Annotated in this window: 17 protein-coding genes; 8 read left to right on the forward strand and 9 right to left on the reverse strand. The window is 59.6% G+C overall.

What is annotated here, in order from left to right; genetic code table 11:
• Positions 1-2: 2 nt before the first annotated feature.
• From recF to GOB81_RS07750, 4 genes are all read left to right on the forward strand, one after another.
• Entirely contained in the window at positions 3-1,148 is a 1,146-nt protein-coding gene (recF, locus tag GOB81_RS07735; protein WP_408736914.1) for a DNA replication/repair protein RecF, read from the forward strand.
• Positions 1,149-1,301: 153 nt separating this feature from the next.
• Positions 1,302-3,746 carry a DNA topoisomerase (ATP-hydrolyzing) subunit B gene (gyrB, locus tag GOB81_RS07740; protein WP_173569820.1) on the forward strand — a complete coding sequence of 815 codons (2,445 nt, stop codon included), beginning with the start codon at positions 1,302-1,304 and terminating at the stop codon, positions 3,744-3,746.
• A gap of 72 nt (positions 3,747-3,818) precedes the next feature.
• Positions 3,819-4,163 carry a hypothetical protein gene (locus GOB81_RS07745; protein ID WP_173569973.1) on the forward strand — a complete coding sequence of 115 codons (345 nt, stop codon included), beginning with the start codon at positions 3,819-3,821 and terminating at the stop codon, positions 4,161-4,163.
• Between the two features lie 139 nt (positions 4,164-4,302).
• Positions 4,303-4,965 (forward strand): hypothetical protein, encoded by a 663-nt coding sequence (locus GOB81_RS07750; protein WP_173569821.1) that lies wholly within the window; start codon positions 4,303-4,305, stop codon positions 4,963-4,965.
• A gap of 131 nt (positions 4,966-5,096) precedes the next feature.
• Here the strand turns inward: GOB81_RS07750 and GOB81_RS07755 are convergent, their stop codons facing one another.
• The 5 genes from GOB81_RS07755 to GOB81_RS07775 all read right to left on the reverse strand — a co-directional run bounded on the left by GOB81_RS07755 (position 5,097) and on the right by GOB81_RS07775 (position 10,469).
• Entirely contained in the window at positions 5,097-6,032 is a 936-nt protein-coding gene (locus GOB81_RS07755; RefSeq protein ID WP_173569822.1) for a hemolysin family protein, read from the reverse strand.
• Positions 6,029-6,622 carry an rRNA maturation RNase YbeY gene (gene ybeY, locus GOB81_RS07760; RefSeq protein WP_173569823.1) on the reverse strand — a complete coding sequence of 198 codons (594 nt, stop codon included), beginning with the start codon at positions 6,620-6,622 and terminating at the stop codon, positions 6,029-6,031. Before ybeY ends, GOB81_RS07755 begins: the two co-directional genes overlap by 4 nt.
• On the reverse strand, positions 6,603-7,763 hold the full coding sequence (locus GOB81_RS07765) for a PhoH family protein (protein ID WP_408736913.1): 1,161 nt from the start codon (positions 7,761-7,763) through the stop codon (positions 6,603-6,605). The genes ybeY and GOB81_RS07765 overlap by 20 nt, the downstream gene beginning before the upstream one ends.
• The gene (gene miaB / locus GOB81_RS07770) at positions 7,748-9,088 is read right to left on the reverse strand and encodes a tRNA (N6-isopentenyl adenosine(37)-C2)-methylthiotransferase MiaB (protein ID WP_242010139.1); all 1,341 of its coding nucleotides are present in this window, start codon (positions 9,086-9,088) and stop codon (positions 7,748-7,750) included. The genes GOB81_RS07765 and miaB overlap by 16 nt, the downstream gene beginning before the upstream one ends.
• Before the next feature lie 289 nt (positions 9,089-9,377).
• Positions 9,378-10,469, reverse strand: a complete 1,092-nt coding sequence (locus GOB81_RS07775) for a lysophospholipid acyltransferase family protein (protein ID WP_173569825.1) — start codon at positions 10,467-10,469, stop codon at positions 9,378-9,380.
• 249 nt (positions 10,470-10,718) lie between these two features.
• On the opposite strand from GOB81_RS07775, the gene GOB81_RS07780 reads away from it, so the two are divergent.
• Together GOB81_RS07780 and GOB81_RS07785 are read left to right on the forward strand one after the other, a co-directional pair.
• Positions 10,719-12,695, forward strand: coding sequence for an autotransporter assembly complex protein TamA (locus GOB81_RS07780; protein WP_173569826.1), 1,977 nt, complete (start codon positions 10,719-10,721; stop codon positions 12,693-12,695).
• The gene (locus GOB81_RS07785; RefSeq protein WP_173569827.1) at positions 12,695-16,900 is read left to right on the forward strand and encodes a translocation/assembly module TamB domain-containing protein; all 4,206 of its coding nucleotides are present in this window, start codon (positions 12,695-12,697) and stop codon (positions 16,898-16,900) included. The genes GOB81_RS07780 and GOB81_RS07785 overlap by 1 nt, the downstream gene beginning before the upstream one ends.
• 630 nt (positions 16,901-17,530) lie before the next feature.
• Here the strand turns inward: GOB81_RS07785 and dld are convergent.
• Complete coding sequence (gene dld / locus GOB81_RS07790; protein WP_173569828.1) at positions 17,531-19,246, reverse strand: D-lactate dehydrogenase; 1,716 nt, start codon at positions 19,244-19,246, stop codon at positions 17,531-17,533.
• Positions 19,247-19,550: 304 nt separating this feature from the next.
• Between dld and GOB81_RS07795 the strand changes: the two genes are divergently transcribed.
• Positions 19,551-20,636, forward strand: coding sequence for a glycosyltransferase family 2 protein (locus tag GOB81_RS07795; RefSeq protein WP_173569829.1), 1,086 nt, complete (start codon positions 19,551-19,553; stop codon positions 20,634-20,636).
• A 250-nt stretch (positions 20,637-20,886) separates the two neighbouring features.
• Here the strand turns inward: GOB81_RS07795 and GOB81_RS07800 are convergent, their stop codons facing one another.
• Complete coding sequence (locus tag GOB81_RS07800; protein ID WP_173569830.1) at positions 20,887-21,333, reverse strand: DUF4167 domain-containing protein; 447 nt, start codon at positions 21,331-21,333, stop codon at positions 20,887-20,889.
• A gap of 493 nt (positions 21,334-21,826) precedes the next feature.
• Between GOB81_RS07800 and GOB81_RS07805 the strand changes: the two genes are divergently transcribed.
• Positions 21,827-22,048, forward strand: coding sequence for a hypothetical protein (locus GOB81_RS07805; protein ID WP_173569831.1), 222 nt, complete (start codon positions 21,827-21,829; stop codon positions 22,046-22,048).
• An 11-nt stretch (positions 22,049-22,059) separates the two neighbouring features.
• On the opposite strand, the gene GOB81_RS07810 is transcribed toward GOB81_RS07805, so the two are convergent.
• Positions 22,060-22,842 carry a sulfite exporter TauE/SafE family protein gene (locus GOB81_RS07810; protein ID WP_173569832.1) on the reverse strand — a complete coding sequence of 261 codons (783 nt, stop codon included), beginning with the start codon at positions 22,840-22,842 and terminating at the stop codon, positions 22,060-22,062.
• A 1-nt stretch (position 22,843) separates the two neighbouring features.
• A complete protein-coding gene (locus tag GOB81_RS07815; RefSeq protein ID WP_338421334.1) occupies positions 22,844-24,526 on the reverse strand; it encodes a TIGR01244 family sulfur transferase in 1,683 nt (560 codons plus the stop codon).
• Position 24,527 lies beyond the last annotated feature (1 nt).

Here is a 24,527-nt window from a genome sequence, read left to right on the forward strand (position 1 = left end):
TCCTGACGGAACTCCATCTCGACCGTCTGACCCTGACGGGTTTCCGGAACTATCATCGCCTCTGCTGGGAGCCCACGGGCTCTCCCGTGGTCATCACGGGCGATAATGGTTCCGGAAAAACCAATCTACTTGAAGCTCTTTCCCTGCTTGTTCCCGGTCGTGGCTTGCGCGGTGCCCGTAATGTGGAACTGCCTCTGCGAGAACCGGAAACCGGTGAGGTCTCCCCGGACGGTTGGGGGGTATGTGCCTGTTTCAGCGACAGGCGCGGTGCGTTTGAAATCTCGACCGGCATGGAAGCCGGGCAGGGTGGGGCACGCAAGTTCCTGCTGAATGGCGTGCAGACGCGGGTGCGGGATGCCGTGGCGGACAGCCTCTCGGCAGTCTGGCTGACGCCTCAGATGGATCGACTGTTTGGTGAAAGCGCCAGTGGACGACGGCGTTTTCTCGATCGTCTGGTGGTGGCGCTTTTGCCGCATCACGCACGCGAACTGGCAGCCTGCGAACGGGCCACGGCCCAGCGGAATCGTTTTCTGTCCGAGGGCCGCAGTGATGAGGTCTGGCTTGCCGGTATCGAAGACGCGATGGCCCGGCACGGGGTCGCCGTCGTTGCGGCAAGACGTGATCTGGTGACCCGCCTGAACGCTGTGGGTGCGGACCCGCGCGGTGTTTTCCCTTCCGCTCATCTGTCGCTGGTCTGTCCCGTTGCGGAACGCTTTGACGTCGAACCGGCTCTGGCGGTTGAAGACTGGCTTCGCAGCGCATTGCAGGAGGTCAGATCCGTGGATCGTCAGCGTGGTCAGGCAACATGCGGGGCGGGGCGCACGGATTTCGCCCTGCGTGATCTGGGGACGGGTCGTTCCGCCTCCGAGGCGAGCACCGGCCAGCAGAAGGCTTTGCTGGTCGGCATCATTCTTGCCCATGCCCGTCTCATGGCGGCAAGCGGGGGCCTCACGCCCATGCTGCTGCTGGACGAGCCGCTCGTGCATCTGGACCGCCCACGTCGGGCAGCACTTCTGGAAACCGTGATGGATTTTCGCACGCCCGTTCTCCTGACGGGAACTGATCGTGCACCATTCGAACCGCTGACCAATCGGGCGTCGTTCGTGCATCTGCGTGAAGGTTCGCTGGTTGTGGATAAAACCATCTGAAACCACCCGTACCGGATATGACGCGAAGGCGGAAAAACCTTGCTGAAAGGCGGCCTCAGAGCAGGCGTCATGCTGGTCGGGAGCGAGATAAGCGGCTATAACAATCCTAACGCTTGTGACATTTCAGCGAACCATCGGAGCACTCATCCCGTTATGATCGATTCTGCCAGTTCTGCGTCTTCTTCCGCCGAAAATGACGACTACGGCGCGTCCTCCATTTCGGTGCTCAAGGGACTGGATGCGGTTCGCAAACGTCCGGGTATGTATATCGGCGATACGGACGATGGCTCCGGCCTTCATCACATGGCGTTCGAGATCATCGATAATGCCGTGGACGAAGCGCAGGCAGGCTTTGCCAACCATTGCGAGGTAACGCTCAACGCCGACGGCAGCGTGACGGTTCGTGATAACGGGCGTGGCATTCCGACGGACGTGCACGAGGAAGAGGGCGTTAGCGCCGCCGAGGTGGTGCTGACCAAGCTGCACGCAGGCGGCAAATTCAACCAGAATTCCTACAAGGTTTCCGGTGGCCTGCATGGCGTCGGCGCGGCGGTCGTGAACGCGCTTTCCGACTGGATGGAAGTGCGCATCTGGCGCAACGGACTGGAACACATGATCCGCTTTGCGCGCGGCGAACGTGTGGAAGCCCTTAGCGTGGTGGGCAAGTCCGATGCCGAGCGTGGCACGCAGGTCACGTTCATGCCCAGCAGTTCGACCTTCGCGAAAACAGTCTTCGAGTTTCCAATTCTGGAACGTCGTCTGCGGGAACTGGCATTTCTCAATTCAGGCATGAAGATCACGCTGCGGGATGCTCGCACCGATCCCGTGCGTGAGGAGGTGTTCCATTATGATGGCGGTCTGGTCGCCTTCGTGGAATGGCTGGACCGTTCGCGCACGCCTATCCTGACGCCGCCTATTTCGGGCAGTCTGGAAAACCCGGCCAACGGTATCAAGGTCGAGTTCGCACTGACGTGGAACGACAGTTATCACGAGACTATGCTGTGCTTCACCAACAACATTCCGCAGCGGGATGGTGGTTCGCATCTGGCCGGTTTCCGTCAGGCACTGACGCGCATGGTCGGCAAATATGCTGAAAGCATCGCGAAAAAAGACGCAGCCACTCTCGTGGGCGAGGATATGCGTGAAGGTCTGACTGCCGTGTTGTCGGTCAAGGTGCCAGATCCGAAATTCTCGTCGCAGACCAAGGACAAACTCGTCTCGTCCGAAGTGCAGCCGGTTGTTCACACCGCTGCTGCCGACATGATCGGGCACTGGTTCGAGACGCACCCACGCGAGGCGAAGCTGGTCGTCTCCAAGGTGCTCGATGCGGCGTCCGCCCGTGAGGCAGCGCGTCGTGCGCGTGAGCTGACACGGCGCAAGGGCGTGCTCGACATCTCCTCCCTTCCGGGGAAGCTGGCCGATTGTCAGGAGCGTGACGCTTCCAAGGCCGAACTGTTCATCGTTGAGGGTGACTCCGCAGGTGGCACCGCCAAGCAGGGAAGGGACCGGCGTTTTCAGGCGATCCTGCCGCTGAAAGGCAAGATCCTGAATGTCGAACGCGCACGCTTCGATCGCATGCTTGGCTCGGCGGAAATCGGCACGCTGATTACGGCGCTGGGGACAGGAATTGGGCGCGGTGAGGCCGATCAGGGCGGCTTTACCATCGACAAGCTGCGTTATCATCGCATCGTCATCATGACTGATGCTGACGTGGACGGTTCACATATCCGTACTTTGCTGCTCACATTCTTCTTCCGTCAGATGCCGGAACTGATTGAACGGGGTTACCTCTATATCGCCCAGCCGCCGCTCTATCGCGCCAAGCGTGGCAATGAAGAGCGTTATCTCAAGGATGATGCTGCGCTGGAGCAGTATCTCCTCGATAAGGCGCTGGCCAATGCAACGCTGACTCTGGGCACGGGGCGTGTGCTGGAAGCTGATGTGCTGGACAGCGAAATCGGTTTCATGCGGGATGCCTCACGAGTGATTACTCGTCTGGGTGTCCGCACACCTGCCTGGGTCGTCGAGCAGGCCGCCATTGCGGGCGTGTTCAATGCGGATCGCGATCTCTCGCAGTCCCGCGTTCCTGAGTTGCAGAGACGGTTGGATCAGGCTTCTAGTGAAACCGAGCGTGGCTGGAAAGTATCCCTCAACGATACCGGTCTCGAAATGGGACGCAGCGTGCGTGGTATCGGCGAAACCTATCGTCTCGATGCGTCCTCACTGGCCGGTTCCGATGCACGCTGGCTGGCAGGGAATGCAGATCGTCTGGTGACTGATTACGGCAACGGCATCCAGATGAAGCTCGATGGCAATACCGATATCGTGGTCGCCGGACCCGCGTCCGCCTTTACCCGCCTGCTGGCTCAGGGTCGTAAGGGGCTGGCCATCAACCGGTTCAAAGGCCTCGGAGAAATGAACGACGCCCAGCTCTGGGATACAACGCTTGATCCGGCGACCCGCACGCTGCTTCAGGTGCGTGTCGCCGATCTGGAGGAGGCGAGCGAGGTCTTCTCAACACTGATGGGTGATGTGGTTGAACCACGTCGTGACTTCATTGTCGGCAACGCACTCAAGGTTGCCAATCTCGACGTCTGAGGCATGAACAGGTTCTTTATGCACGAAGCGGGGTGATCTGTGATCGTTCAGGATCATCCCTGCTTTTGCGACATGCCGGAAAGCCTGCGCTACATGATGGCCGAGGAGCTTCCCCGGCCATTTATCGAAAAAGGCATTGTGTTCATTCTGCCTGACAGGCTGAGGCATTTCCGGAAAAATCTCTATCATGTGCGCAGACGCGACACTGAAGATTCGGTCCTGTATGCCCCTTTGTTCAGGGCTAAATGTATTCTGGAGAGCGAGCCTCGACCAGAAGGTATGACCGGACCGTTTGACGTCTATCCCTTCTATACGAAGGTTGCGCGCAACCGGCGACATTACCTCGATTATTACATGCTGTTTTTGTTCGATGGACAGCCGGACTTTGCGCGGTTCCGGTCTCTGGCCGGAGAGTGAATGGCTCCCCTTGGCAGGGAGTGATTGACCAACCGGCCCCTGAAGGTTACGCAGAAAACAGGTTTTTGCCGCCTCGCAGTCAAAATGGCAGCGGGGTTTCTCCTGTCGCCTGACAGGGATATTTCCGCGAGTCAAACCGATGAAATCTTATATTCCTGTTGTTCTGACCGTCTTTCTGGCCGGATGTTCCTACACGATTGACCCGCTGCAGAACTATTGCGCCGAGCCTGCCGTGGACCAGTCGATTGTCGCAATCGCCAACGCGCCGACAGTCATTCCCGATGTCGTGACCACTAAACCGGCAAGTCCGGCCACAGGTTTTACCGATGGCACGATCAAGGGGCATCTCTTCGGCTCCCAGTATCAGGTCATGGCCTGTCATGGTACGCTCGTGCGGGCCGATGGCACGAAAGAGGCAGGGATAGCCGTAACGCGCCTGCATGGGGGACCTGTTGGATGGCGTGATCTGTGGCTCCAGCCATCGTCATCGGAAACTCTCAGAATATGGGCGTCTGACAGCGATATCGCGGCCTACAAGCAGAAACAGATCGCCAGCAAGCTGGCTCATACACCAGCCCCCTGCATGCCCTATGCTCAGGACCTGTTTCAGGGAACTCGTCAGACAGGACTGTCATCGGAACAGCTTCGCAGCACGCTTTACAGTTGTCTTGCTAGCCACGGTGTGAAGTCACCGGTGCCTCCGACGGGCATGGAACACGTCTATTCTGAAGGTTATCCGGAGTTCTTCGTTCCGTATTACCTTCAGCCGGAAGCCGAAATCAGTAGTTACCTGCTGTATTGAGCAAGAGAGTTTCGGATGGGGAAGCCTGGCAGCGGAGAACATCGCCGTGTAGCGGGCTTCCCGGTTTGAAGCGCTGATGATCTCCGGCGGACAATGCCTCCTGAAAAGGCCTGTGTCCGCCGAAGATGATTTTACTCGCGGGGTTCACCGTTTCCGGTTGTCGGGCCTGAAGGCGAAGTCTTAAGTTCCGGAGGCTTTCTCACGCGCACCTTGCGAATATGCCGTGCATCAGCGTCCAGAATACGAAATACGAAACCGCTTTCGTGATTCAGGACTTCGCCGCGTGTTGGAACGTGTCCCCCGAGACGGAACACCAGACCGCCGATCGTCTCGATCTCAGCTTCGCGTTCGGATTCCGTGAGGATCGGTCCAATCTGTTCCTCGAATGTTTCGACGGGGCAGCGGGCGTCCACGTCGAAAGAACCGTCGGGGCGTTCGACAATCATAGCAACAGTCGGCTCGTCATGTTCATCCGAGATGTCGCCGACAATGGTCTCGACCAGATCCTCGATGGTCACCAGCCCGTCGATGCCGCCATATTCGTCAATCACCAGAGCCAGATGAACCTGCCGCTGCCGCATCATCAGCAGCAGATCAAGCACGGGCATCTGTGGGGCGATCATCAGCGGCTGACGCAGAAGCGCTTCAAGATTGAACGCCTCACTCGTGCCGACATAGGCGATCAAATCCTTGACGTGGATCATCCCGACAATGTCGTCGAGCTGTCCGCGATAGACCGGCATGCGTGAGTGGTTCTCACGCCGCATCATGGCCAGCGCATCATCAAGGCTGATGTCCACGGGCATGGCCACGATGTCCGCGCGCGGCACCATGACATCGTCGGCACTCGTCTCACGTAGTCGCAGGACATTGGCGATCAGTGCCCGTTCCTGCCGGTCGAGTTCGGGCGTTTCATCGCCGCTGTCACCAGCGTCGGCGGCTTCCTGAACAAGGGCCGCGATGGAGTGACGAACGCCGTGGTCCTTCTTGCGACTGAAGAGGGCGAACAGACTTTTTTTCGGCTTCTGCGAGCCGTTCGATCCGGAGACCGTGTCGGTTTCGCTCATGCGCGGGGTTTCCATGGATTGGGGATACCCATCATGGCGAGCACGCGGGCCTCTTCCATTTCCATGCGGCGCGCTTCACCCGCTTCATGGTGGTCGTGGCCGCCAAGATGCAGGATGCCATGCGCGACCAGATGCGCCAGATGATGCGACACCGGCTTGCGGGCGGCTTTCGCCTCTCTGTGCACGACACCCAGCGCCAGAATGATCTCACTGCCGGGATAGCCGGGCATCGGTTCGAATGTCAGGACATTGGTGGGTTTGTTGCGACCCCGATGGCGGGCATTAAGCCTTTTCACGACCCTGTCGGAAGACAGGACAATGGTTTCCGGAACGGTTACGGGCTCACCCATGCTCTGGCGCTCAGCCCATGCCACGCTTGCGGCACAGGCACGGCGCACCAGATACTCGACGTTGGGCACAACGGCCCGCCATCTGGCATCCTCGACAATGATCGCAGGACCATCGCCGTTTGTTCCGGCATCCTCCCCCCAGTTGGAGGGAGGAAAGGGGAAGAGCCCGTCCCCGGAAGGGGAGGGCTCATAGTCTGCCGCACCTTTTGCAGGGCGGCCGTCAGTACTTGGCGGTTCCATTGTGCTCCCGGCGGAACCTGCTGTCATGGGAGGAATCCCGTTCCGCCGTCTTCTTGTCATCATACGCTTCGACGATGCGCGAAACCAGTCTGTGCCGCACAACGTCCCCGGCGTCAAAGCGATTGATCGCAATGCCCTGTACGCCTTCCAGCGTATGGAGGGCATCCTGCAGCCCGGAGACGGTGCCGCGCGGCAGATCGACCTGACTGAGATCCCCCGTCACCACCATGCGCGTGCCATTGCCCATGCGCGTGAGGAACATCTTCATCTGAGCCGGTGTCGTGTTCTGGGCTTCGTCCAGAATGACGTAGGCATTGGCCAGAGTGCGGCCGCGCATGAAGGCCAGCGGGGCGACCTCAATGTCGCCGGTGGCGATGCGGCGCGCGACCTGATCCCCCGGCATCATGTCGTAGAGCGCATCGTAAAGCGGGCGCAGATACGGGTCGATCTTGTCCTTCATGTCGCCCGGCAGAAAGCCGAGCCGTTCGCCGGCCTCGACAGCGGGACGCGAGAGCACGATGCGATCCACCTGACCCGACTGGAGCATGGCGACGGCCTGCGCCACAGCGAGATAGGTCTTGCCCGTGCCCGCCGGACCGATTCCGAAGACCATTTCACTGTGGGACAGCGCTTCCATATAGGCGGCCTGCCCCGGCGAACGCGGCTCGATCGCGCCGCGACGGGTGCGGATGGCGGGAAGATCGTTGATCATGAGCCGCGGACCGGCTGCTCGTGTCTCGACTTCGGTGGCGGCCATTGGCGCCTGTCCCGGAACCTGCTCCCTGAGGGCAGCATGGATATCGGAGAGGCGAATCGCCGCGTCGATCTCGCCCGTGTCGATCGGCGTACCCCGTTCAAGCTTGCGATAAAGCGTGGTGATGGCCGAATGCGCGAGGGCCGTTCGTCCCGGCTCTCCATTGATGGCAATCCGGTTTCCCCGGCGTGCCAGAGTAACCCCGAGAGCGTCCTGCATGTGTCGCAAATGTCGGTCGTGATCACCGACCAGTTGCGCCAGTAGCGCATTGTCGCCGAACTGAAGCGTCGTCGTTCTGGACGCACTCCGTGCAGAAGAGGGAGGGGACCCCGCGTGACGGGGTTTGGAGGTTCCGGATGTGAAGGGCTGGGTCAAGCGGGCACACACTCCTCGACAAGCATTCCGACCAGCGAATTGCTGAGCCGTTGCGTGATCAGCACGGGACGAATCGTGCCGACCAGATCATCCGACCCATCAATATGGATCGGCTGAAGCCATGGGGACCGCCCGACCATCTGGCCCGGTTTGCGGCCCCGACCTGTGAACAGGACCGGCGCGACGACATCGACAACGGACTCGTTGAACGCGTCCTGTTGCTCGCGCAGCAGTGCCTGCAATGCCTGAAGACGTTCGTCCTTCACGGACTCCGCCACCTGCAAGGGTGCCCCCGCCGCCGGTGTGCCCGGCCGCACGGAGTATTTGAACGAGTAGGCCAGAGCGAACCGCACATCGCGGATCAACTGCATGGTCGCCTCGAAATCAGCATCGGTTTCGCCGGGATGGCCGACGATGAAATCCGATGAAAGGGCAAGGTCCGGCCGCACATCGCGCAGCCGGTCCACCAGACGGCGATAGTCGTCCGCCGTATGCCCCCGGTTCATGGCCCGCAGGATGCTGTCCGAGCCGGACTGCACAGGAAGATGCAGGAACGGCATCAGCGCGGGCAGATCCCGGTGGGCGGCAATCAGGTCATCGCCCATGTCGCGGGGGTGGGAGGTCATGTAGCGGATGCGCTCCAGACCGGGGATGGCGGCCAGCGCATAGGCCAGCCGGGCAAGGCTCCATGTGCCGCCATCCGGTCCTTCACCGTGATACGCGTTGACGTTCTGGCCGAGCAGGGTCAACTCCCGCACGCCGCTCGCGACCATGCGACGGGCTTCGGCAAGAACGGAGGTGACCGGGCGACTGGCTTCCGCGCCGCGCGTGTAGGGCACCACGCAGAACGAACAGAATTTGTCGCACCCTTCCTGCACGGTGAGGAAGGCTGTGACATTTCCGGCGGTCTGCGGCGCTTCGGTGTCCGGCAGAAAGTCGAATTTCTGTTCGGCGGGAAAGTCGGTGTCGATCACGGAGCCACCGGCCCGGGCGGCTTTGGCCACCATTTCCGGCAGCCGGTGATAGGTCTGCGGACCCAGCACGATGTCCACATAAGGCGCGCGTTTGAGAATCTGCTCGCCTTCGGCCTGCGCCACACAACCGGCTACGGCCAGGACGGTAGTACGCCCCTCGTTCGTCCGTTCCTCCTTGATGAGGCGCAGCCGTCCGAGTTCGGAAAAAACCTTCTCCGCCGCCCGGTCACGAATGTGGCAGGTGTTGAGGATGATCATGTCCGCCTGTGCGGGATCATCCACCGGAGCAAAGCCGAGCGGTCGCAGCACATCCGTCATGCGGGCGCTGTCATAGACGTTCATCTGACAGCCCCACGTGATCATATGCAGACCCCGCGTGTTCGGGCGTGAGTCGACCGCGGTCAGGATATCGGCTTTGGGGGAGAGATCAGTCGTCACAGCTCAGGCTCGTTCCGGAGCGCCGCCGGACCATTCCGCGCGACGGAATGGGGAGGAATCCTGTTTGCAGGCGTCGGGGTCAAGACCTGAAGCCGGTCTGACCGGAAAAACCGGACGGCACTGCAAGGAATGAGCCGTAACCAGTCAAGCCGGGAACCTCTCTTTCGCTTCGGATGTCCGACCGGTCAACAGGACCGGTGGCTGCTATCTGACATCAGGCAAAAGAGGGGGGTGAGTTGTCAAGTGAACCTTTCGAGGAAGCCTTGTCACGCTTCCGTGAAGCGGACGGAGGCCCCATCAGGCGGACTTTCCAGTCCGGAGCCTCAGGCTCGTCATTCTGGCGCAGACGGGCTGCGCCTTCCGTCACCGCGCGCCACGTCGCCACGGCGAGCGCTTTCCGACTCGGGAAGTCTTCGGGATCGAGCGGAGGATGCAGGATCACCGTCGCCTGCATGGAACGCCACTGAGCCAGTTGCCAGACATGCGGCCCCAGATCCATGTCACCGTACCATGCGAAAACAGGACGCCGTGCCTTGCCGATGCTGAAGCCATCCAGTTCGTCATAGACGAGCGATATGGGCTGGATCAGCGGTGTCATGCCCTTACGGAATTTCGGCATGGTCTCGGCTTCCGCACCACGCAGGCGCGGCGGCTTCGCAATGGCGAAAAAGGCGGACATGACGGGCAGCACGCGCGATCCATCGGAGGACGTGCCCTCGGGGAACAGCACCAGATTGTCGCCGTCCGCCAGACGCGTGATCATTTCGTCCCGCTCGCGCCCCGTCGTGTTGCGCTGGCGGCTGACAAAGATGGTGCGCCCGATTTTCGAGACCAGCCCCATGACGGGCCAGTGTTCGATATCCCCTTTCGCGACGAAGACGGAGGGAAGAATCGTTCCGAGCACGGGCACGTCGAGCCAGGTCGAATGATTGGAGATGTAAATCACCGGACGTTCACCGCGTGCCCGCGCTTTCGCTCCGCCCACCCCTCCGGCCCGTCGGCCGATGACCCTGATTTTCAGGGAGAGCAGGCGGCACAGCACGCCCCAGATCACGCGCGTCCAGCGGATTTTGGCGGTGCCGGGAACAATCAGCAGGACAGCCTCGAAGCCCACGGAAAGCGGGGTCCAGATGCCAATCGCGATCAGCTTGACGACGGCGCGGACACGGCGGGAGATGCTGCGGGCCGCCTGCCTGCGTTCCTGGGCGTCGATCAGGTCCAGTTCGACAGGATCGATGCGGAAAGGCGGAATCCGTCTTTTCAGCAGCGGGAGCGGGGATGGCAGCTTTTTAGCGGCGGCGCGCATACGCCTCTCCGTCAGGCAGGGGAAGGACTATGAATGGGTGCATTCCTTTTCATAGCCTCAAATCGGGAAATTCGACAACGCAGGCTGAAAAAGCCCCAAAATCGACACAGAGAGCAATAAAAAAACGGCGTTCCCGGCTCGTCTGTTTGTTGAAATGTTGCCATTAAGGGTTTGATGACAGGAGTTGTTGCCTCACCATCTGTTGCCCGTCGCCGTTGCGTGGCGTCGTGCCGGCCGGACAGCCCGATCATGTCAGGGAAGCGTTTGCCGTGCGATGTCGGTCGAAATGGCGTCGCCCTTCTTCTCGCTCTGCTCGTGTGCGCTCAGCCTGCGCTGGCCGCCCGTGATAGCCAGAAGAAGCAGAAGGCGACGACATCTGCGGCCGTTGGCCCCACGGTGCCCTACACGACGAAAATCGATCCAACTGGCAATGGCGATCTTGATGCCGCCCTGACGTCCTCATCGGATCTTCTCGGCCTGCAGAAAGCCCACGCGGTCGGTCCGTTCGCGCTCGCAGGCCGCATCCGCAACGAATACGATCGTCTCAACACCGCACTGGAAAGTTTCGGTTACTACGATGGGAAAGTGACCATCACTGTCACGCGCCCCGCAGCCTCGAAAGCCCCCCCGCAGCTTTCGATGGACGGGCAGGATATCGGCCTGCCGCTCTGGTTGGCGTCACTGCCCTCGGGAGAGACGCTGGCGATCCACATCACGACCCGCACAGGCCCACTCTATCACGTCGGGACCGTGCAGGTTATCGCGCCCGATTCCCGGAAACCCGTGGCGCTCTCCGCCGCGCAGGAAAAGGCGTTCGGCCTTAAAACCGGCGCGCCCGCCATCGCTTCAGCCGTTCTGCAAGCGGGCGCCACTCTTGACGCGACGCTCAAGGAAGAGGGGCATCCGCTGGCGAAAGTCGACACGCCCACTGCCTATCTCCAGCCCGAGACCCGAACCCTCAACGTCACCTATCCGGTGACGATCGGCCCGTTGGCGAATATCGGCCCGATCACGCTCGACGGACTGGACTACACGCATCCGCACTTTGTCCGGAAACGCCTCAATGTTGCGCCCGGCCAGCTCTACCAGCCGTCGAAGATCGAGGATGCCCGTCAGGATCTCGCGTCGCTGGGGATCTTTTCGACCGTCGGCGTCAAGGACGCGCCGAAGCTGGCCCCTGACGGCTCCATGCCCCTGACGTTCAATTTCCGCGAGGCGAAGCGGCATACGATCGGTGCGGAGGTCGGCTATTCAACAGATCTTGGTGGACGTGTCGGGGGTACCTGGACACATCATAATCTGTTCGGGAATGCCGAGCGTCTCAAGCTGACAGCGCTTGTTACGGGTGTCGGCGGCACGGCTCAGCAGGGCTTTGGTTATGACGTGTATGCCGACCTGTTCAAGCCGGATTTCCCCGGTCGTCACCAGAACGCCAGTTTTCGCGTCGAAGGTATCCGTCAGCTTTTCTATTCCTATCGCCAGACCGCCCTGATCCTGCGCGCCGGTATTGTGCGCCAGCTCAATCGCCGCTGGAATCTGTCCTATGGCATGGCTGCCGAGGAGGAGAAAATCGCGCAGTTTGGCGTGACTAGAGACTACACGATGGTGTTCGCGCCAGTCAGCGCCAATTACGACAACACCGACCTGCCGTCCCCGCTGCAACCGCCAACGCATGGCGTGCGGGTGTCCCTGAGCGTCACGCCGTCCGCCTCTTTCAATCACGGAACCAGCTTCTTCGCGCTTTTGCAGGCGAATGCCTCGACCTATTTCGATCTCGCCAGATTCGGCATTTCCAATCCCGGACGCAGCGTTTTCGCCTTTCGGGCTATCGTTGGCAGCGTGCAGGGAGCCTCCACTTACGCCATTCCTCCCGATCAGCGGCTTTATGGCGGTGGCACGGCCACTATCCGCGGCTTCCGCTATCAGGGCGTGGGGCCGCAGTTTCCCAATTCGAAATATGCCATTGGCGGCACGTCGCTTGATGCAGGCACCGTGGAATTCCGCCAGCGCTTCTTCAAAAGCTGGGGCATGGCCGCGTTCATGGATGCGGGACAGGTTGGTTCGGGCAGTGCGCCCTTCACCGGTACGGTTCGTGTGGGAGCTGGAGCGGGGGCGCGGTATTTCACGCCTATCGGGCCGATCCGTATTGATGTCGCTGTGCCGCTCAACCGTGAGCAGCGTGGCGACAAGTGGGAACTTTATATCGGTCTGGGAGAGACGTTCTGATGGCTGGCACCACGCCTCCTGATATTTCTCCTCCACCGCGTCGTTCCCTCGGACGGCGCATCGCGAAGGGAACCGGCATCGCTGTTGGCTCAGTCGCGGGGCTTGCCGTGCTGGCCGTCGGTGTCGTCCTGATCGGTGCGAATGTCGATCCCGGTCGCCGGTTCATCGAACGTCAGGTGCAATCCCTGACCGGCAGTACAGTCGTCGTGTCCGGCCTGCATGGACGCTTTCCCGATGCAGTGCGGATCGGTAGGATCGAATTGCGTGATACGAAAGGGGCATGGCTCACCATCGAGAATCTGGCCCTCGACTGGTCGCCGCTGAAGATGGGCGGGCGCACGGTCCATGTCGATCTGCTGAGCTTCGACCGGCTTGCGCTGCCCCGTCTGCCGGAAAGCGACAGTTCGAAAAAGACCTCCAGCGGCCCCACGAAAACCGGGCTTGGAATCGACATAAAGGCCGTGGACGCCAAACGGATCGAGGTCGGTGCCCCTATCGCCGGTCTGGCGGCGGTCTTTGCCCTTCAGGGCCATGCGGCGGCTCCCCAGCTTGATGCGCTGATCAACGGACCTTCCTTCAGGAATCTGCCGAAAGCCGATATTCTGGTCGATCTGAAACGTCTCGACGCCGAAGGGGCGGTCAGGGTGGCGGCCCAGACGGAGCCTCATGCCCTCACGCTGGATCTGACGGCACAGGACGGTAAGGACGGGATCATTGCCGGGTTGAGCAAGATGCCGGAGATCACCCCCGTCACGCTGACTCTTCACCTCGCCGGACCGACCAGCGGGGCCGCTCTCGATTTCGGGGCTCAGGCCGGCAGCATCACCAGCGCCGTCAAGGGTAAGCTCGACCTGCTCGCCGGCACTGCCGATATCACAGCGTCCCTTAACGCGCCCGCAATGTCGCTCAGCAACAGCATAGGCTGGCAGTCGATCGCACTCGCCGCGCAGTTGAAGGGGCCTTATACCGCGCCTGCCGGAACCGGCACGCTCACGGTCAGCAACCTCGCCGTCGGTAGCACGCAGGTCGGTGCCCTGAATGTCAGTTTCGACGGCATGGGGCAGGGTGAGCAGCTTGACCTGCTGCATCTGCGGGCTATCGCCTCCGGGTTGCGTATTCCAGGCAGCAGCCCGACCTTGCTGGCCGGTGCTCCCCTTCAGCTTGATGCGACCTATGCGCCGAACAGTGAAAACCGTCCGGCCACGCTCGCGCTGTCCCATCCGTTCCTGCAACTGACGGCGCAGGCGGACACGAAACCCGCCATAAAAGGTTCGGCCAACCTTACGCTCCCTGATCTTGCTCCGCTCGCTGCGGCGGCTGGCCAGAAGCTGGGCGGACATGCCGATTTCGCTTCCGATTTTGCACTTCCTGCTGAAACTGGTGACACCACAACGGTCAGTCTTACGGGGAATATCGCGGCGCTCAGTGGTCTGGAACAGGCAGTCGGGCTGATCGGGCCGAACGGGAAACTTGCCGCTCATGCCACGATCAAAAAGACAGGTGACAAAACGAGCGGGGAAGGACAGAGCCTCCGGCTCGATACCCTGACTTTGGACGGACGCAGCCTTCATCTCACGGCCAAGGCCGCCGCCACGATACAGAATGCCAAAACCACGCTGGATGAGGCTCAGGCCACCCTTAGCCTCACGGATCTGGCCGCAGCGGCCAAAATGCTGCGTGGCAATGCCAAACTCGATCTCACGGCCTCCGGGCCGACGGACGATCTTTCGGCCAAAGCGCATCTCGCCAGTGATTTCGGAACGGCTACCATGCCGCGCGGGCCGGTTGTTCTCGATCTGACAGCGGATCACCTCCCTGCCGCACCCACGGCGCATCTCACTGCGAGCGGCACGGTCGACCATGCGCCGCTGTCTGCCGATCTCACTGGTGGTCAGGACAAGGACGGCAATCGGACAGTGCAGATCACCAAACTGGAGTGGAACAGTGTCCACGGCACCGGTGATCTGCAAATGCCCGCTAAACGGAAAATTCCGCTTGGCACGCTGGATCTCAAAGTAACCCGGCTGGCGGATCTGAAGAACCTGATTGGTCAACCCATCACCGGCTCGCTCGTGGCGTCGCTGAAAAGCGCGGTGGCCACGGACAGCAGCCCGCTGAAGACGACCATCAATGTCACGGGCGATGTGGCGATGGCCCCCTATCGCGTAGGCACGCTGAAACTGAGCGGCTCAGTTCTCGATCCGGAGGGTTCGCCCCGTGCCGGTCTGTCCCTGCTTCTCGACCGGCTGACGGCCCCGTCTGTCGCGGGCAGCCTGCGGGCGACCGTAAACGGACCACAGAACGCGGTAGCTGTGGAGGCCACAGGTCGGTTTCCACAGATGTACGGCGCGCCGGGGGCGCTCGACGTGTCGGCCCTCGCCGATATTCCGGGACAGACCGTGCGTGTGAGTCGCCTGACCGCCACCGCAAAAGGGGAGGCGCTCCGTCTGGAAGCGCCGGTCAACGTCTCCTATGGCAAGACGCTTGGGGTGGATCGGTTGCGTGCCACTCTTGCACCGCCGGGTGTCGCCCCCGCCAGCATCGATATTGCTGGGACGGCCAAACCAGCTCTCAACCTGACCGCTTCCCTGAAGAACATCACTCCCGCGCTCGCCAAACCCTTTGCCCCCACGCTGAAAGCGGTTGGTACACTCGCGGCCGACGCGAAGCTGACCGGTTCGCTCGAAGCACCGCGTGGCCATGTGCAACTGACCGGTCGCGGGCTGAAGGTACTGACCGGAGATGCCGCTGCCCTGCCAGCCGCCGAGATCGACGCAACGGCGGATTTGGCAGGTGCTTCCGGAAAGATCAATGCGCGCGCCACTGTCGGCTCGAAGGCCAGCCTCATGGCCGAAGGCACTGTGCCGACATCCAGAACCGGACCCATCAATCTTAGAACGCACGGCACTCTTGATCTTTCGCTGGCCAATGGCGTCCTTGGCGCTGGCGGAAGGCAGGCTCTCGGACTCGCTGCTTTTGACATGACGGTGCAGGGGACGGTGGCACGTCCGGCGGCTCGCGGATCGCTGACCCTGCATAAGGGCGATGTGCAGGACTTCGCACAGGGGCTGCATCTTTCGAATATCGAAGCCACTATTCTGGCGCAGGGTGAGGAACTCATCATCCAGTCCTTCACGGCTCAGGCCGGTAAGGGAAGCATTGGCGTGACAGGGAATGTCGGTGTTTTCGCGCCCGGTATGCCGGTTGACCTGCACCTGACGGCCAGCAAGGCGCAGCCGGTGGCAAGCGACCTTCTGACCGCCATCATGGATGCCGATCTGACTGTGAAAGGGCAGGCCGATACGCGCGTCGATGTAGCGGGCGCGATCAAACTGCCGCATGTGGAAATCAACATTCCCAATTCGATGCCCAGTTCCGTTGCCACGCTGACCGTCGTGCGACCGGGCGAGAAACCGCCCGAAATGGAAGAAAAAACCAGTGCGCGGGTCATCGGTCTTGATCTGAAAGTGACGTCGCCGGGCGAATTCTTCGTGCGCGGTCATGGTCTGGATGCTGAAATGGCCGGTCTTCTCAGTGTGAAGGGCACGGCGGCCCAGCCTGTTGTGGAAGGCGGCTTCAACATGAAGCGCGGCCTCTTCAGTCTTGGTGGCATCACCCTGAACTTCACGAAAGGCCGTGTGGGGTTCGATGGGACGGGTGTTTCTCACAAACTGGACCCGACACTGGATTTCGTGGCCGAACGCAATGTCAGTGGAGAGACGGCGATGCTAAAAGTCGGAGGCTATGCCAGCGATCCGAAGATCAGCTTTGAGTCCGTACCCTCACTCCCTCAGGACCAGATTCTGGCGATGCTCCTGTTCGGCACGGATGCACATTCTCTCTCCACCACGCAGATGGCGGAACTTGGCGCCGCGCTGGCCACGCTGGCCGGGGGTTCGGGCTTCGACCCTCTCGGCACGGTTCGTAAGACGCTGGGGCTGGACCGGCTCGCTCTCGGGGGCGGTTCCGGCGTCGGGAATGGCGGAGCCAGTATCGAGGCGGGCAAATACGTGATGAAGGGGGTCTATGTCGGCGCCAAACAGGCGACCTCCGGCAGCGGCACGCAGGCGCAGGTGCAGGTCGATCTGACAAAGCACCTGAAGCTGAATACGACTGTCGGAACGGGTGGCAACGTGACGGGCTTCACCACGCCGGAGAATGATCCGGGAAGTAGTGTGGGCGTGCTGTGGCAGTATCGGTATTGAGATGATTATTTTAGTTTGATAAATAAAAATCGTTTCAAGGTAGATTTTATAATGTAAAATTGAAGAACTATTCTTAAAGACTGTTTTATTTTAATAGCGTATTCTATCGACGTTACACTTTTATCTACAGGGGAGCCGAGAAAATGGTAATATTTTTATGAGTTACGAATAGGGCGTGCTTTAAAATCTCATAGTAAATAAGGCGATATCCGATTTCGAATCTGTCTGTTTGTGTCAGGTATGGGGATATAAAACTGCGGAGCATTTTGATGCTGCTAAGCATGTTTTTATTAAGCATAATGGTTATGGTAATTACGGAAAAGTAAGAGTGATATTTCTTATTCAGTGTAAAAATTAAGGTTTAATCTAGAGCAGATCCTGTTTAAATGGAATCATTTGAGCGAATAAAGATGCTCCGAAAACAATGGATTAGAGCATTTCTTCTGAACCTGAGTTCAGAAGAAATGCTCTGGGGCGCGTTGACAAAAGACCTGATTCAGAGCGGACTATATTTCTTCAGCTTGCCCGCTCTTATTCTGAAGCAGATCTCAAAGAGAGCTTTCGTAAACGTGACCTAATCAGTTCCGAAATATTTTCCGGAACTGATTTTTGACCATACTCTGGTTTAAGTTAAACGCTTTCCGCGACCCAGTTTCTTTTCTTCGTCGCCTTGCCGATGCCCGGATTCAGGCAGTTGCAGGGATCGAGTGACTGGTAATGGTCCAGCATCTCTTTCGGCGCATAATAAAGATGACCGACATTGTGCTCGGCCGGGTATTTCGCCCCCCGTTCGTCAAGGCCCGGCAGCATGGAGTGCTCGACCTCCATGGCGTCATAACCCTTTTTCACCACGTAATCCTGATGCATCACATGGCACAGGAAGTGACCGTAATAGAGTTTGACGATCAGCTTGTCCTCGATCTCCTTCGGGAGATGCTCGAACCAGTCGCGGTCATTACGACGCAGCGCAACGTCAAGCGCCACGATGTCTTCGGCTTCCTTGTGATGAACGGCGCGGTAACGCACTGCGGCACCGGCGGCGGCAAAGCGATGCAGGAAAGCACGTTTACCCTCATCGGCGGTGCACTCGAAATACTCGCCCGTCGCTTTTCCGAAAAAGTCCTTGAGATAGGCCTGCATCGGTTCCGTGAGTTCGGCCGACACCTTCAGCATCAGATGGTGCTCGAAGCGATCACGATATTCCAGCATCCGCTTGGGAAGCTGCTGCGGCAGAAAATGGCTGAACGCCTGCATCAGCCGATCGCTGAGATGGTCGGGGAGGAAGCTGAACTTCTGGGCAAAGATATCGGAGCGCGACTTCATGGCAAACATCTTCGGCAGGAACTCCGTGCCAAAGTACCGGATCACTGCGAACGTATCCTTGCCGTATTTTTCAGCAATGTTGAAGGCGTCGCGATGAATGTATTCGCCTGCGATGGGAAGCGTGTCGAAGCCAGTCAGAACATGACGGCGCAGGTCTTCCAGTTCCTCGGTGTTGTTGCTGCCGATATAGAAGACGCTGGTGTTTTTCTCTGCCGGAAAGGTGTCGAGGCGCACTGCGAAGACGACAAGTTTGCCCGCGCATCCTGCCGCTTCATGCCACCGCTGCGGATCGGCATTGAAGCGGGCAGGGGTGTCGGCGTCGATCTCGCGAACGTGGTTGATATAATTCCCGTCATGCCCCCGACCGGCGTTCCAGTCGATGTCGGCATCCGTGAAAGCACCTGCCTCCAGCTTGGTCAGAACAGTTTCCGGATCGTTGCCAAGCTGAATGCCAAGGTGGTTGACGAGACGAAGCTGCCCGTCCACGCCGATCTGCCCGAAGACCGCCATTTCCGTATAAGCAGGCCCACGCTGGACCAGTGCGCCGCCGGAGTTGTTGCTCACACCGCCGAGGACGGAGGCGCCGATGCAGGACGAGCCGATGACGGAGTGCGGCTCCCGCCCTACGGCGGCCAGCTTGCTCTCAAGCTCGTACAATGTTGCTCCGGGCAGGCAGACGACCTGCTTGCCATCTCCGATCAGATGGGCGCGATCAAGGCGCAGTGTGCTGATAAGGACGATGTCACGGTCATAATTGTTGCCGTCCGGCGTGGAGCCGCCTGTCAGGCCGGTATTGGCGGCCTGCATGATGATGATCTTGTCCGCCGCCACACAGGCCTGTGCCACGCGCCACAGTTCGACGAGCGAGCCGGGCTGGATCACGGCCAGCACTTTCCCCGCACCGAAGCGGAAACCGTGCGTGAAGCGATAGGTCGCGGCATCACTCGTCAGAACGTGGGCGTGGCCAACGATGGTCTGGAGGGACGAAATGAGGTCTGGATTGGCTGAAGGCTGAACAGTCATGGGAAACCGGAATGTCCTTTGTTCTCTGGCAGAAGCCAGTCTTGCCTTTCACCATAGAGCGGACGGCGAGGCGTTGGCAGAGGCCAGGGCGGTGAGATGTATATCTGTTCGATATGGCTGGCGTGCATTGGGTGGATATTGGAGTCTGTCAGGTGAAGGCCGGAGAGAGGCTGTTATTATGCATGTGTTGAGAAAAGAATGTTGCTGGAGCACCAGATAGTGATTTTCGAGAGGACAGGGGAGAGGGACAGCCATCCCGGTTTTGCCTGTCCACTCAGTTCTCTTCCATTGCAGGCAGTTTTCCATGTCACAGGTCTTGCAGTCCGCTTACGCATCTCCCGTTGCCCGCTGCATTACCATGCAGAAAAACGAGCGGACGTTGCTGGAGCCTTGGTTGCTGCATCATGCTTCCCTTTTCGGGTTTTCTGCTCTGACGGTCATTGACAATGGCTCCGATGATCCTGTCGTGCGCAATATCCTCCGTCGCTACGAAAAGCGTGGTGTAACGGTCATATGGGATCGCACCTCAAGGGATGACTTTATTCATAAGGGAGACGTGATTGCGGACGTGATCCGCAGGTGGGATCGGGAAGGCGGATATGACTTTGCTTTCCCGCTCGATTGCGACGAATTCATCGTGGCTCTCACCGATCATCTGGCGTGGGATCAGCGAACTGTGCTGTCAGCACTCGAGACAATGTCGGGGAGGCAGGCGACTTTCATAAATGACCGCATCCTGCTGAACGTGCCTTCCCGACCGGGTTATTTCCTGCCGCAGATCGTGACGCGTCCCGTTCTGGCAGCCGGTTCCATTGTTTCGCTGGACCACGGCTTTCATTCTGCCAGGACCATTTATCCTTATCACTGGGTGCAGGCGCCGCTTGCCTGTCTGCATCTCCATAATCGTCCACACTTCAGTGATATTCAGGCCGCAGCCCTTGAAAAGCTACGTCATCTCATCGGTGATGCCGATCCGGCCACTGTCACCCCCACATTGGAGGGACAGCATCTCTATTCCTACTTTCAATCAACGGAAGAAGAGTTCGTCCAGCAGTATCGCGATCACGCGGATGTCTATGTTCCGGGTATTCGGGAACATTTCGAACGCCTCGGCGTGGACTGGCGATTGCTGCTTGGAGAAGGCGGCGTTCAGCTTCCGTTGCGACCGCCTGCCGGTTATCTCGTTCATTCTTCAGCAGATTGCGAAAGCGTCCATCGTTTCGAGCAATTCGATGCGGCATTTTACGCGCATGCGAACCCGGACGTTGCAACCGACAATTTTTACGGCCGATGGCCGTTGGTGCATTACGTCATGAACGGATGGAAGGAGGGGCGTTTGCCAAATGCCGTGTCTGCTGAACCCATCATCCTGAAACAGGCCGAGGCATAAGAACCGCAATCACAAAGTAAGGAGTGGAGATTCATCCTTTTGGATGCTCTGCTCTCTTGGTATTTTCATGAAGAACAAGCTTTACCGGCCAGTGATGAGCAGAAGTAAAGCTTTACAATCACGTGTTTGCACTGGTCATCTCTTCAAGTGTCTACCAGATGCCACATGAAAACCTGCACCCCCAGCATGAGCTTCGCACAGGAAGAATCCTTCAATCGCGAAGCTCATGCTGGGGGTGTTGAAGGCGATGCTAAAGAGAAGCTTCTTCAGCCTCGGCAGTATTGTCGGGCTGGCCGTTGTTGTTGCCACCTTCCTCTTCCGAAGGTGCTTCGGCGTCCTGCTGCTGCTGCTGGTAAGGGGTGCGTGGCCGGGCAGTGCGTTCCTGACGCTCTTGCTGCGCCTGCTGCGCCGCCTGATTCATAGCATTCAGAATCCGGAAGTAATGTTCGGCGTGCTGGAAATATGCCTCTGCCGTGACGCGGTCACCACTGCTGGTCGCATCTCGTCCAAGCTGGAGATATTTCTCAAAAAGCTGCTGTGCCGTTCCGCGCACCCGCACTTCCGGTCCATTGCTGTCGAACACATGATTGCGGTTTAGCGGGATTTGACCATTAAAGCTGCGTCCGCTGCTGCTACCGCTGCTACTTCCGCTTCCGCTTGGACGATTATGACGGCTGCGCATGCGTTTTATATTCATGGCGTTACCACGAGACCTTCTTGCGTTTTGATCAGTTTGTTCCTTGAACGGCTGGTAGCAGCTTGAATCACGCCTCGATCAAGGAGTTTCAGGCTGCTCGCTTCGTAACCAAGATTACTCGGTTGTCGGAAGGCAAGAAAGTCACCTGCTACGCAGGAACGTTCGTATGGCTGCCCTCGCCAACGCTCCGTCAAGCCCGGTGGCACTTTGATCACAGGATTTGAGCAGATGCAAGAGCTAACTTACGCCGGACGGGGTCAAAGTGGGTTTGGTGGCAGGGTTGCGGCGCTTCGGGAACAGCATCGCTTGTCGGATGCGATGACGCAATGTCCGTTACCAGCTTATGATGGGCAACATTGCGCCAGCCGTGCTTCCGGTCACACTGACAATTCCGCTGCCAGCAGGAATTGAGGTGCGTCTGGAAAGAGGGGTGGCGACATTTCTGGACTACAGAGCCGAGTTTGGTGCGGGAAAAACCGGAGAGACATGACGGATGGGGCATAATTACGCAAAACCAGCCACTCCGGCGCAGCGTCTTGAGCGTGTGCTGGGAAGAGTGCCGGAAGACTGGGAAGTGCAGATTGAACGCGGGGCCGGTAGTTGGCGCGCTCTGGTTCGACCTGCTGGTACCGAGGGGACCTGGAGCGAAACGTCGATGACGATGGTGGAGGCGCTGGAAAGCGCATGGCGCCTGAATCGACCGCCATCGTCCTGACGTTTCAGGTGTCAGAACGCCTGGATGCTCCGCCAGATGACATAAAACGCCACGACAAATATGATTCCGGCAAAGATTGTCGTGAGTTGTCCGTTCTTACCGCCGACGATGCGACTGGCGCGGCTTCCTCCCCACACGCCGAGAAGTCCGCCAACAATGAACAGCGCCGCGAGATTCCAGTCGATATAGCCTGAGAGCATGTAGCTCAGTGCGGTGCTGACACCGAATGCGGCGACGGCAACGAGCGATGTGCCGACCGCATTCAGGATCGGCATATGGGTGGACGCCATCAGGCCGGGGACGATCAGGAAACCGCCGCCAATCCCGAAGAACCCCGATAAAAGGCCAGTGCCGCCCCCGAAGAGGGCCACCTTGCCGACATTTTCCCGATTACAGCTGGCGCCCTCGCATCCCACATTGTGCCGCCCGCGCAACATGAGAATGCCGACGACGATCATGAGGAGTGCGAACAGGATGAGCAGTTTCTGCCCGTCCATGGCCTTGCCCAGACGCGCCCCGAGGAAAGCGCCCGCAATGCCGCAGGAGGCGAACACCCCCGCGCATCTCCATTTGACCGTTCCCTGCCGGGCATGCTGCGCCAGCCCCATGAGGGCGTTGGCGGCGACCGCAAGCGCACTGGTGCCAATCGCCACGTGTGGGTCACGCACACCAACGACATAGACCATCAGCGGGACGGCAAGGATCGACCCGCCACCGCCAATGAGGCCCAGTGTGAAGCCGACGAGCACGCCGGATAGCAACTCCAGCGCTACATGCGCGGCATCGATCGGCATGTCAGCCTCGGGAGATTTTGGTCGGCTGGACCATGACTTCGCGGCCTTTCAGCATCTCCCAGTAGAGAAGCGGCATGACGTCCTTTTTCAGATACCACGCCAGACGCGAAGGATGAGTGCCATCGAGTAGCCATTTCGGCAGGGTCGGCAGCAGTTTTCCGCCGTAGCCGAATTCCGCCAGAACGATCTTGCCGTTTTCCACCGTCAGAGGGCAGCCGCCATAACCATCATAGGTCGCGACTGGCGGCTTTCCATCCAGCGCGGCAATGGCGTTCAGCGCGACAACGGGAGCCTGCTTGCGAACTGCAGCCGCCGTCTTGGCGTTGCCTGTCCCTGCGCTGTCGCCGATCGCGAAGATGGTGGGATAGCTTTTGTGACGCAATGTTCCGGGATCGACTGCGACAAAACCGGAATCATCGCTCAGGCCGCTTTCCCGGATGAAGGACGGAGCGATTTGCGGCGGCACGACGTGCAGCATGTCAAAAGGACGCTCGACCTGCTCGATGCCAGCCTCGGTCTTGCGCTCGAATGTCGCCACCTTGCGGGTGCCATTGACGGCTGTGAGGCGCGATGAGAACTCCAGACCAATCCCATAAGTCCGGACATATTCCATTAGCGCCGGAACGAACTCAGGCACGCCGAACAGCACGCCACCGGCATTGTCGAATTCCACATTGATCTGGTTCAGGATGCCTTTCCTGCGCCATGCGTCGCACGCCAGATACATGGCTTTCTGAGGTGCACCCGCACATTTGATGGGCATGGGCGGCTGCGTGAAAATGGCGTTGCCGCCTTTCATCGACTGCACCAGCTCCCATGTGTAGGGCGCGAGATCGTAGCGATAGTTGGAGGTCACTCCGTTGCGGCCAAGCGTCTCGGAAAGTCCGTCGATGCCCGCCCAGTTCAGCGTGATGCCAGCGGCAACGATTAAAATCTCGTAGAACAGGGTGGTGCCGTCCGACAGCAGAACCTGCCGGTCATCCGGAAAGACACGCTCGACCCGTGCTTTTACCCAGTCCGCGTCCTTTGGCATGACCGAGGCTTCGGCGCGGCGCGTCTGGGCTGAACGAAAAATGCCACCCCCGACCAGTGTCCAGCCAGGCTGATAAAAATGCTCTTCTGATGGCTCTACCACAGCAACAGACGTGCGCGGGCGGCGGCGCAGCATTCCGGAGGCTGCCGCCAGTCCGCCCGCACCACCGCCAATGACGACCACATCGAAGCGACGCATGCTGCTTCCTGCCGCAGGAGCCCGGGTGGCCGAAGCATGTTGCTGATGCGTGGTGAGTGGAGAAAAATCCAGGCCTGCCTGACGGCCTGCCGCAAGGATCTGATCGGCGGCCAAAGAGTCTGCCATGGCAAGGGCCCAAAGCTGCCCGGCCCGGTTGCCGCTGCGACAATAGCCGAGCACAGGGCCGTCCACGCCTTTCAGTGTGACCCGCGCCCGGTCGATATCCGTTGATTCTGGAAGTGTGCCGGTCCTTACGGGGATCATTTCGAAAGTCAGGCCAGCCTCGACTGCAGCCAGTTCGAGGGCGGCTGCGGTCGGTTGCCCGGTTTCTTCCGCATCAGGCCGTGCGCAGATGATGCCACGAAATCCCTGCCGCCCGGCTTCGGCGATGTCCTCCACCGAAAGCTGGGAGGTCACGGCGAATGAGTTCGTAAGGTAACGCGGTGTCATCATG

Origin of the sequence: Acetobacter conturbans, assembly GCF_011516755.1 — a bacterium.
GTDB classification, from domain to species: Bacteria; Pseudomonadota; Alphaproteobacteria; order Acetobacterales; family Acetobacteraceae; genus Acetobacter; species Acetobacter conturbans.

Excerpts from the sequence above, each read along its gene's own strand:
- GOB81_RS07745 (WP_173569973.1), top strand. The coding sequence starts at position 3,819 with ATGCCGGAAAGCCTGCGCTACATGATGGCCGAGGAGCTTCCCCGGCCA.
- gyrB (WP_173569820.1), top strand. The coding sequence starts at position 1,302 with ATGATCGATTCTGCCAGTTCTGCGTCTTCTTCCGCCGAAAATGACGAC.
- GOB81_RS07750 (WP_173569821.1), top strand. The coding sequence starts at position 4,303 with ATGAAATCTTATATTCCTGTTGTTCTGACCGTCTTTCTGGCCGGATGT.
- GOB81_RS07775 (WP_173569825.1), bottom strand. The coding sequence starts at position 10,469 with ATGCGCGCCGCCGCTAAAAAGCTGCCATCCCCGCTCCCGCTGCTGAAA.
- GOB81_RS07805 (WP_173569831.1), top strand. The coding sequence starts at position 21,827 with ATGGGGCATAATTACGCAAAACCAGCCACTCCGGCGCAGCGTCTTGAG.
- GOB81_RS07795 (WP_173569829.1), top strand. The coding sequence starts at position 19,551 with ATGTCACAGGTCTTGCAGTCCGCTTACGCATCTCCCGTTGCCCGCTGC.
- GOB81_RS07785 (WP_173569827.1), top strand. The coding sequence starts at position 12,695 with ATGGCTGGCACCACGCCTCCTGATATTTCTCCTCCACCGCGTCGTTCC.
- miaB (WP_242010139.1), bottom strand. The coding sequence starts at position 9,088 with ATGATCACGTGGGGCTGTCAGATGAACGTCTATGACAGCGCCCGCATG.
- dld (WP_173569828.1), bottom strand. The coding sequence starts at position 19,246 with ATGACTGTTCAGCCTTCAGCCAATCCAGACCTCATTTCGTCCCTCCAG.
- ybeY (WP_173569823.1), bottom strand. The coding sequence starts at position 6,622 with ATGGAACCGCCAAGTACTGACGGCCGCCCTGCAAAAGGTGCGGCAGAC.
- GOB81_RS07780 (WP_173569826.1), top strand. The coding sequence starts at position 10,719 with ATGTCAGGGAAGCGTTTGCCGTGCGATGTCGGTCGAAATGGCGTCGCC.
- GOB81_RS07810 (WP_173569832.1), bottom strand. The coding sequence starts at position 22,842 with ATGCCGATCGATGCCGCGCATGTAGCGCTGGAGTTGCTATCCGGCGTG.
- GOB81_RS07815 (WP_338421334.1), bottom strand. The coding sequence starts at position 24,526 with ATGATGACACCGCGTTACCTTACGAACTCATTCGCCGTGACCTCCCAG.
- GOB81_RS07755 (WP_173569822.1), bottom strand. The coding sequence starts at position 6,032 with ATGAGCGAAACCGACACGGTCTCCGGATCGAACGGCTCGCAGAAGCCG.
- GOB81_RS07800 (WP_173569830.1), bottom strand. The coding sequence starts at position 21,333 with ATGAATATAAAACGCATGCGCAGCCGTCATAATCGTCCAAGCGGAAGC.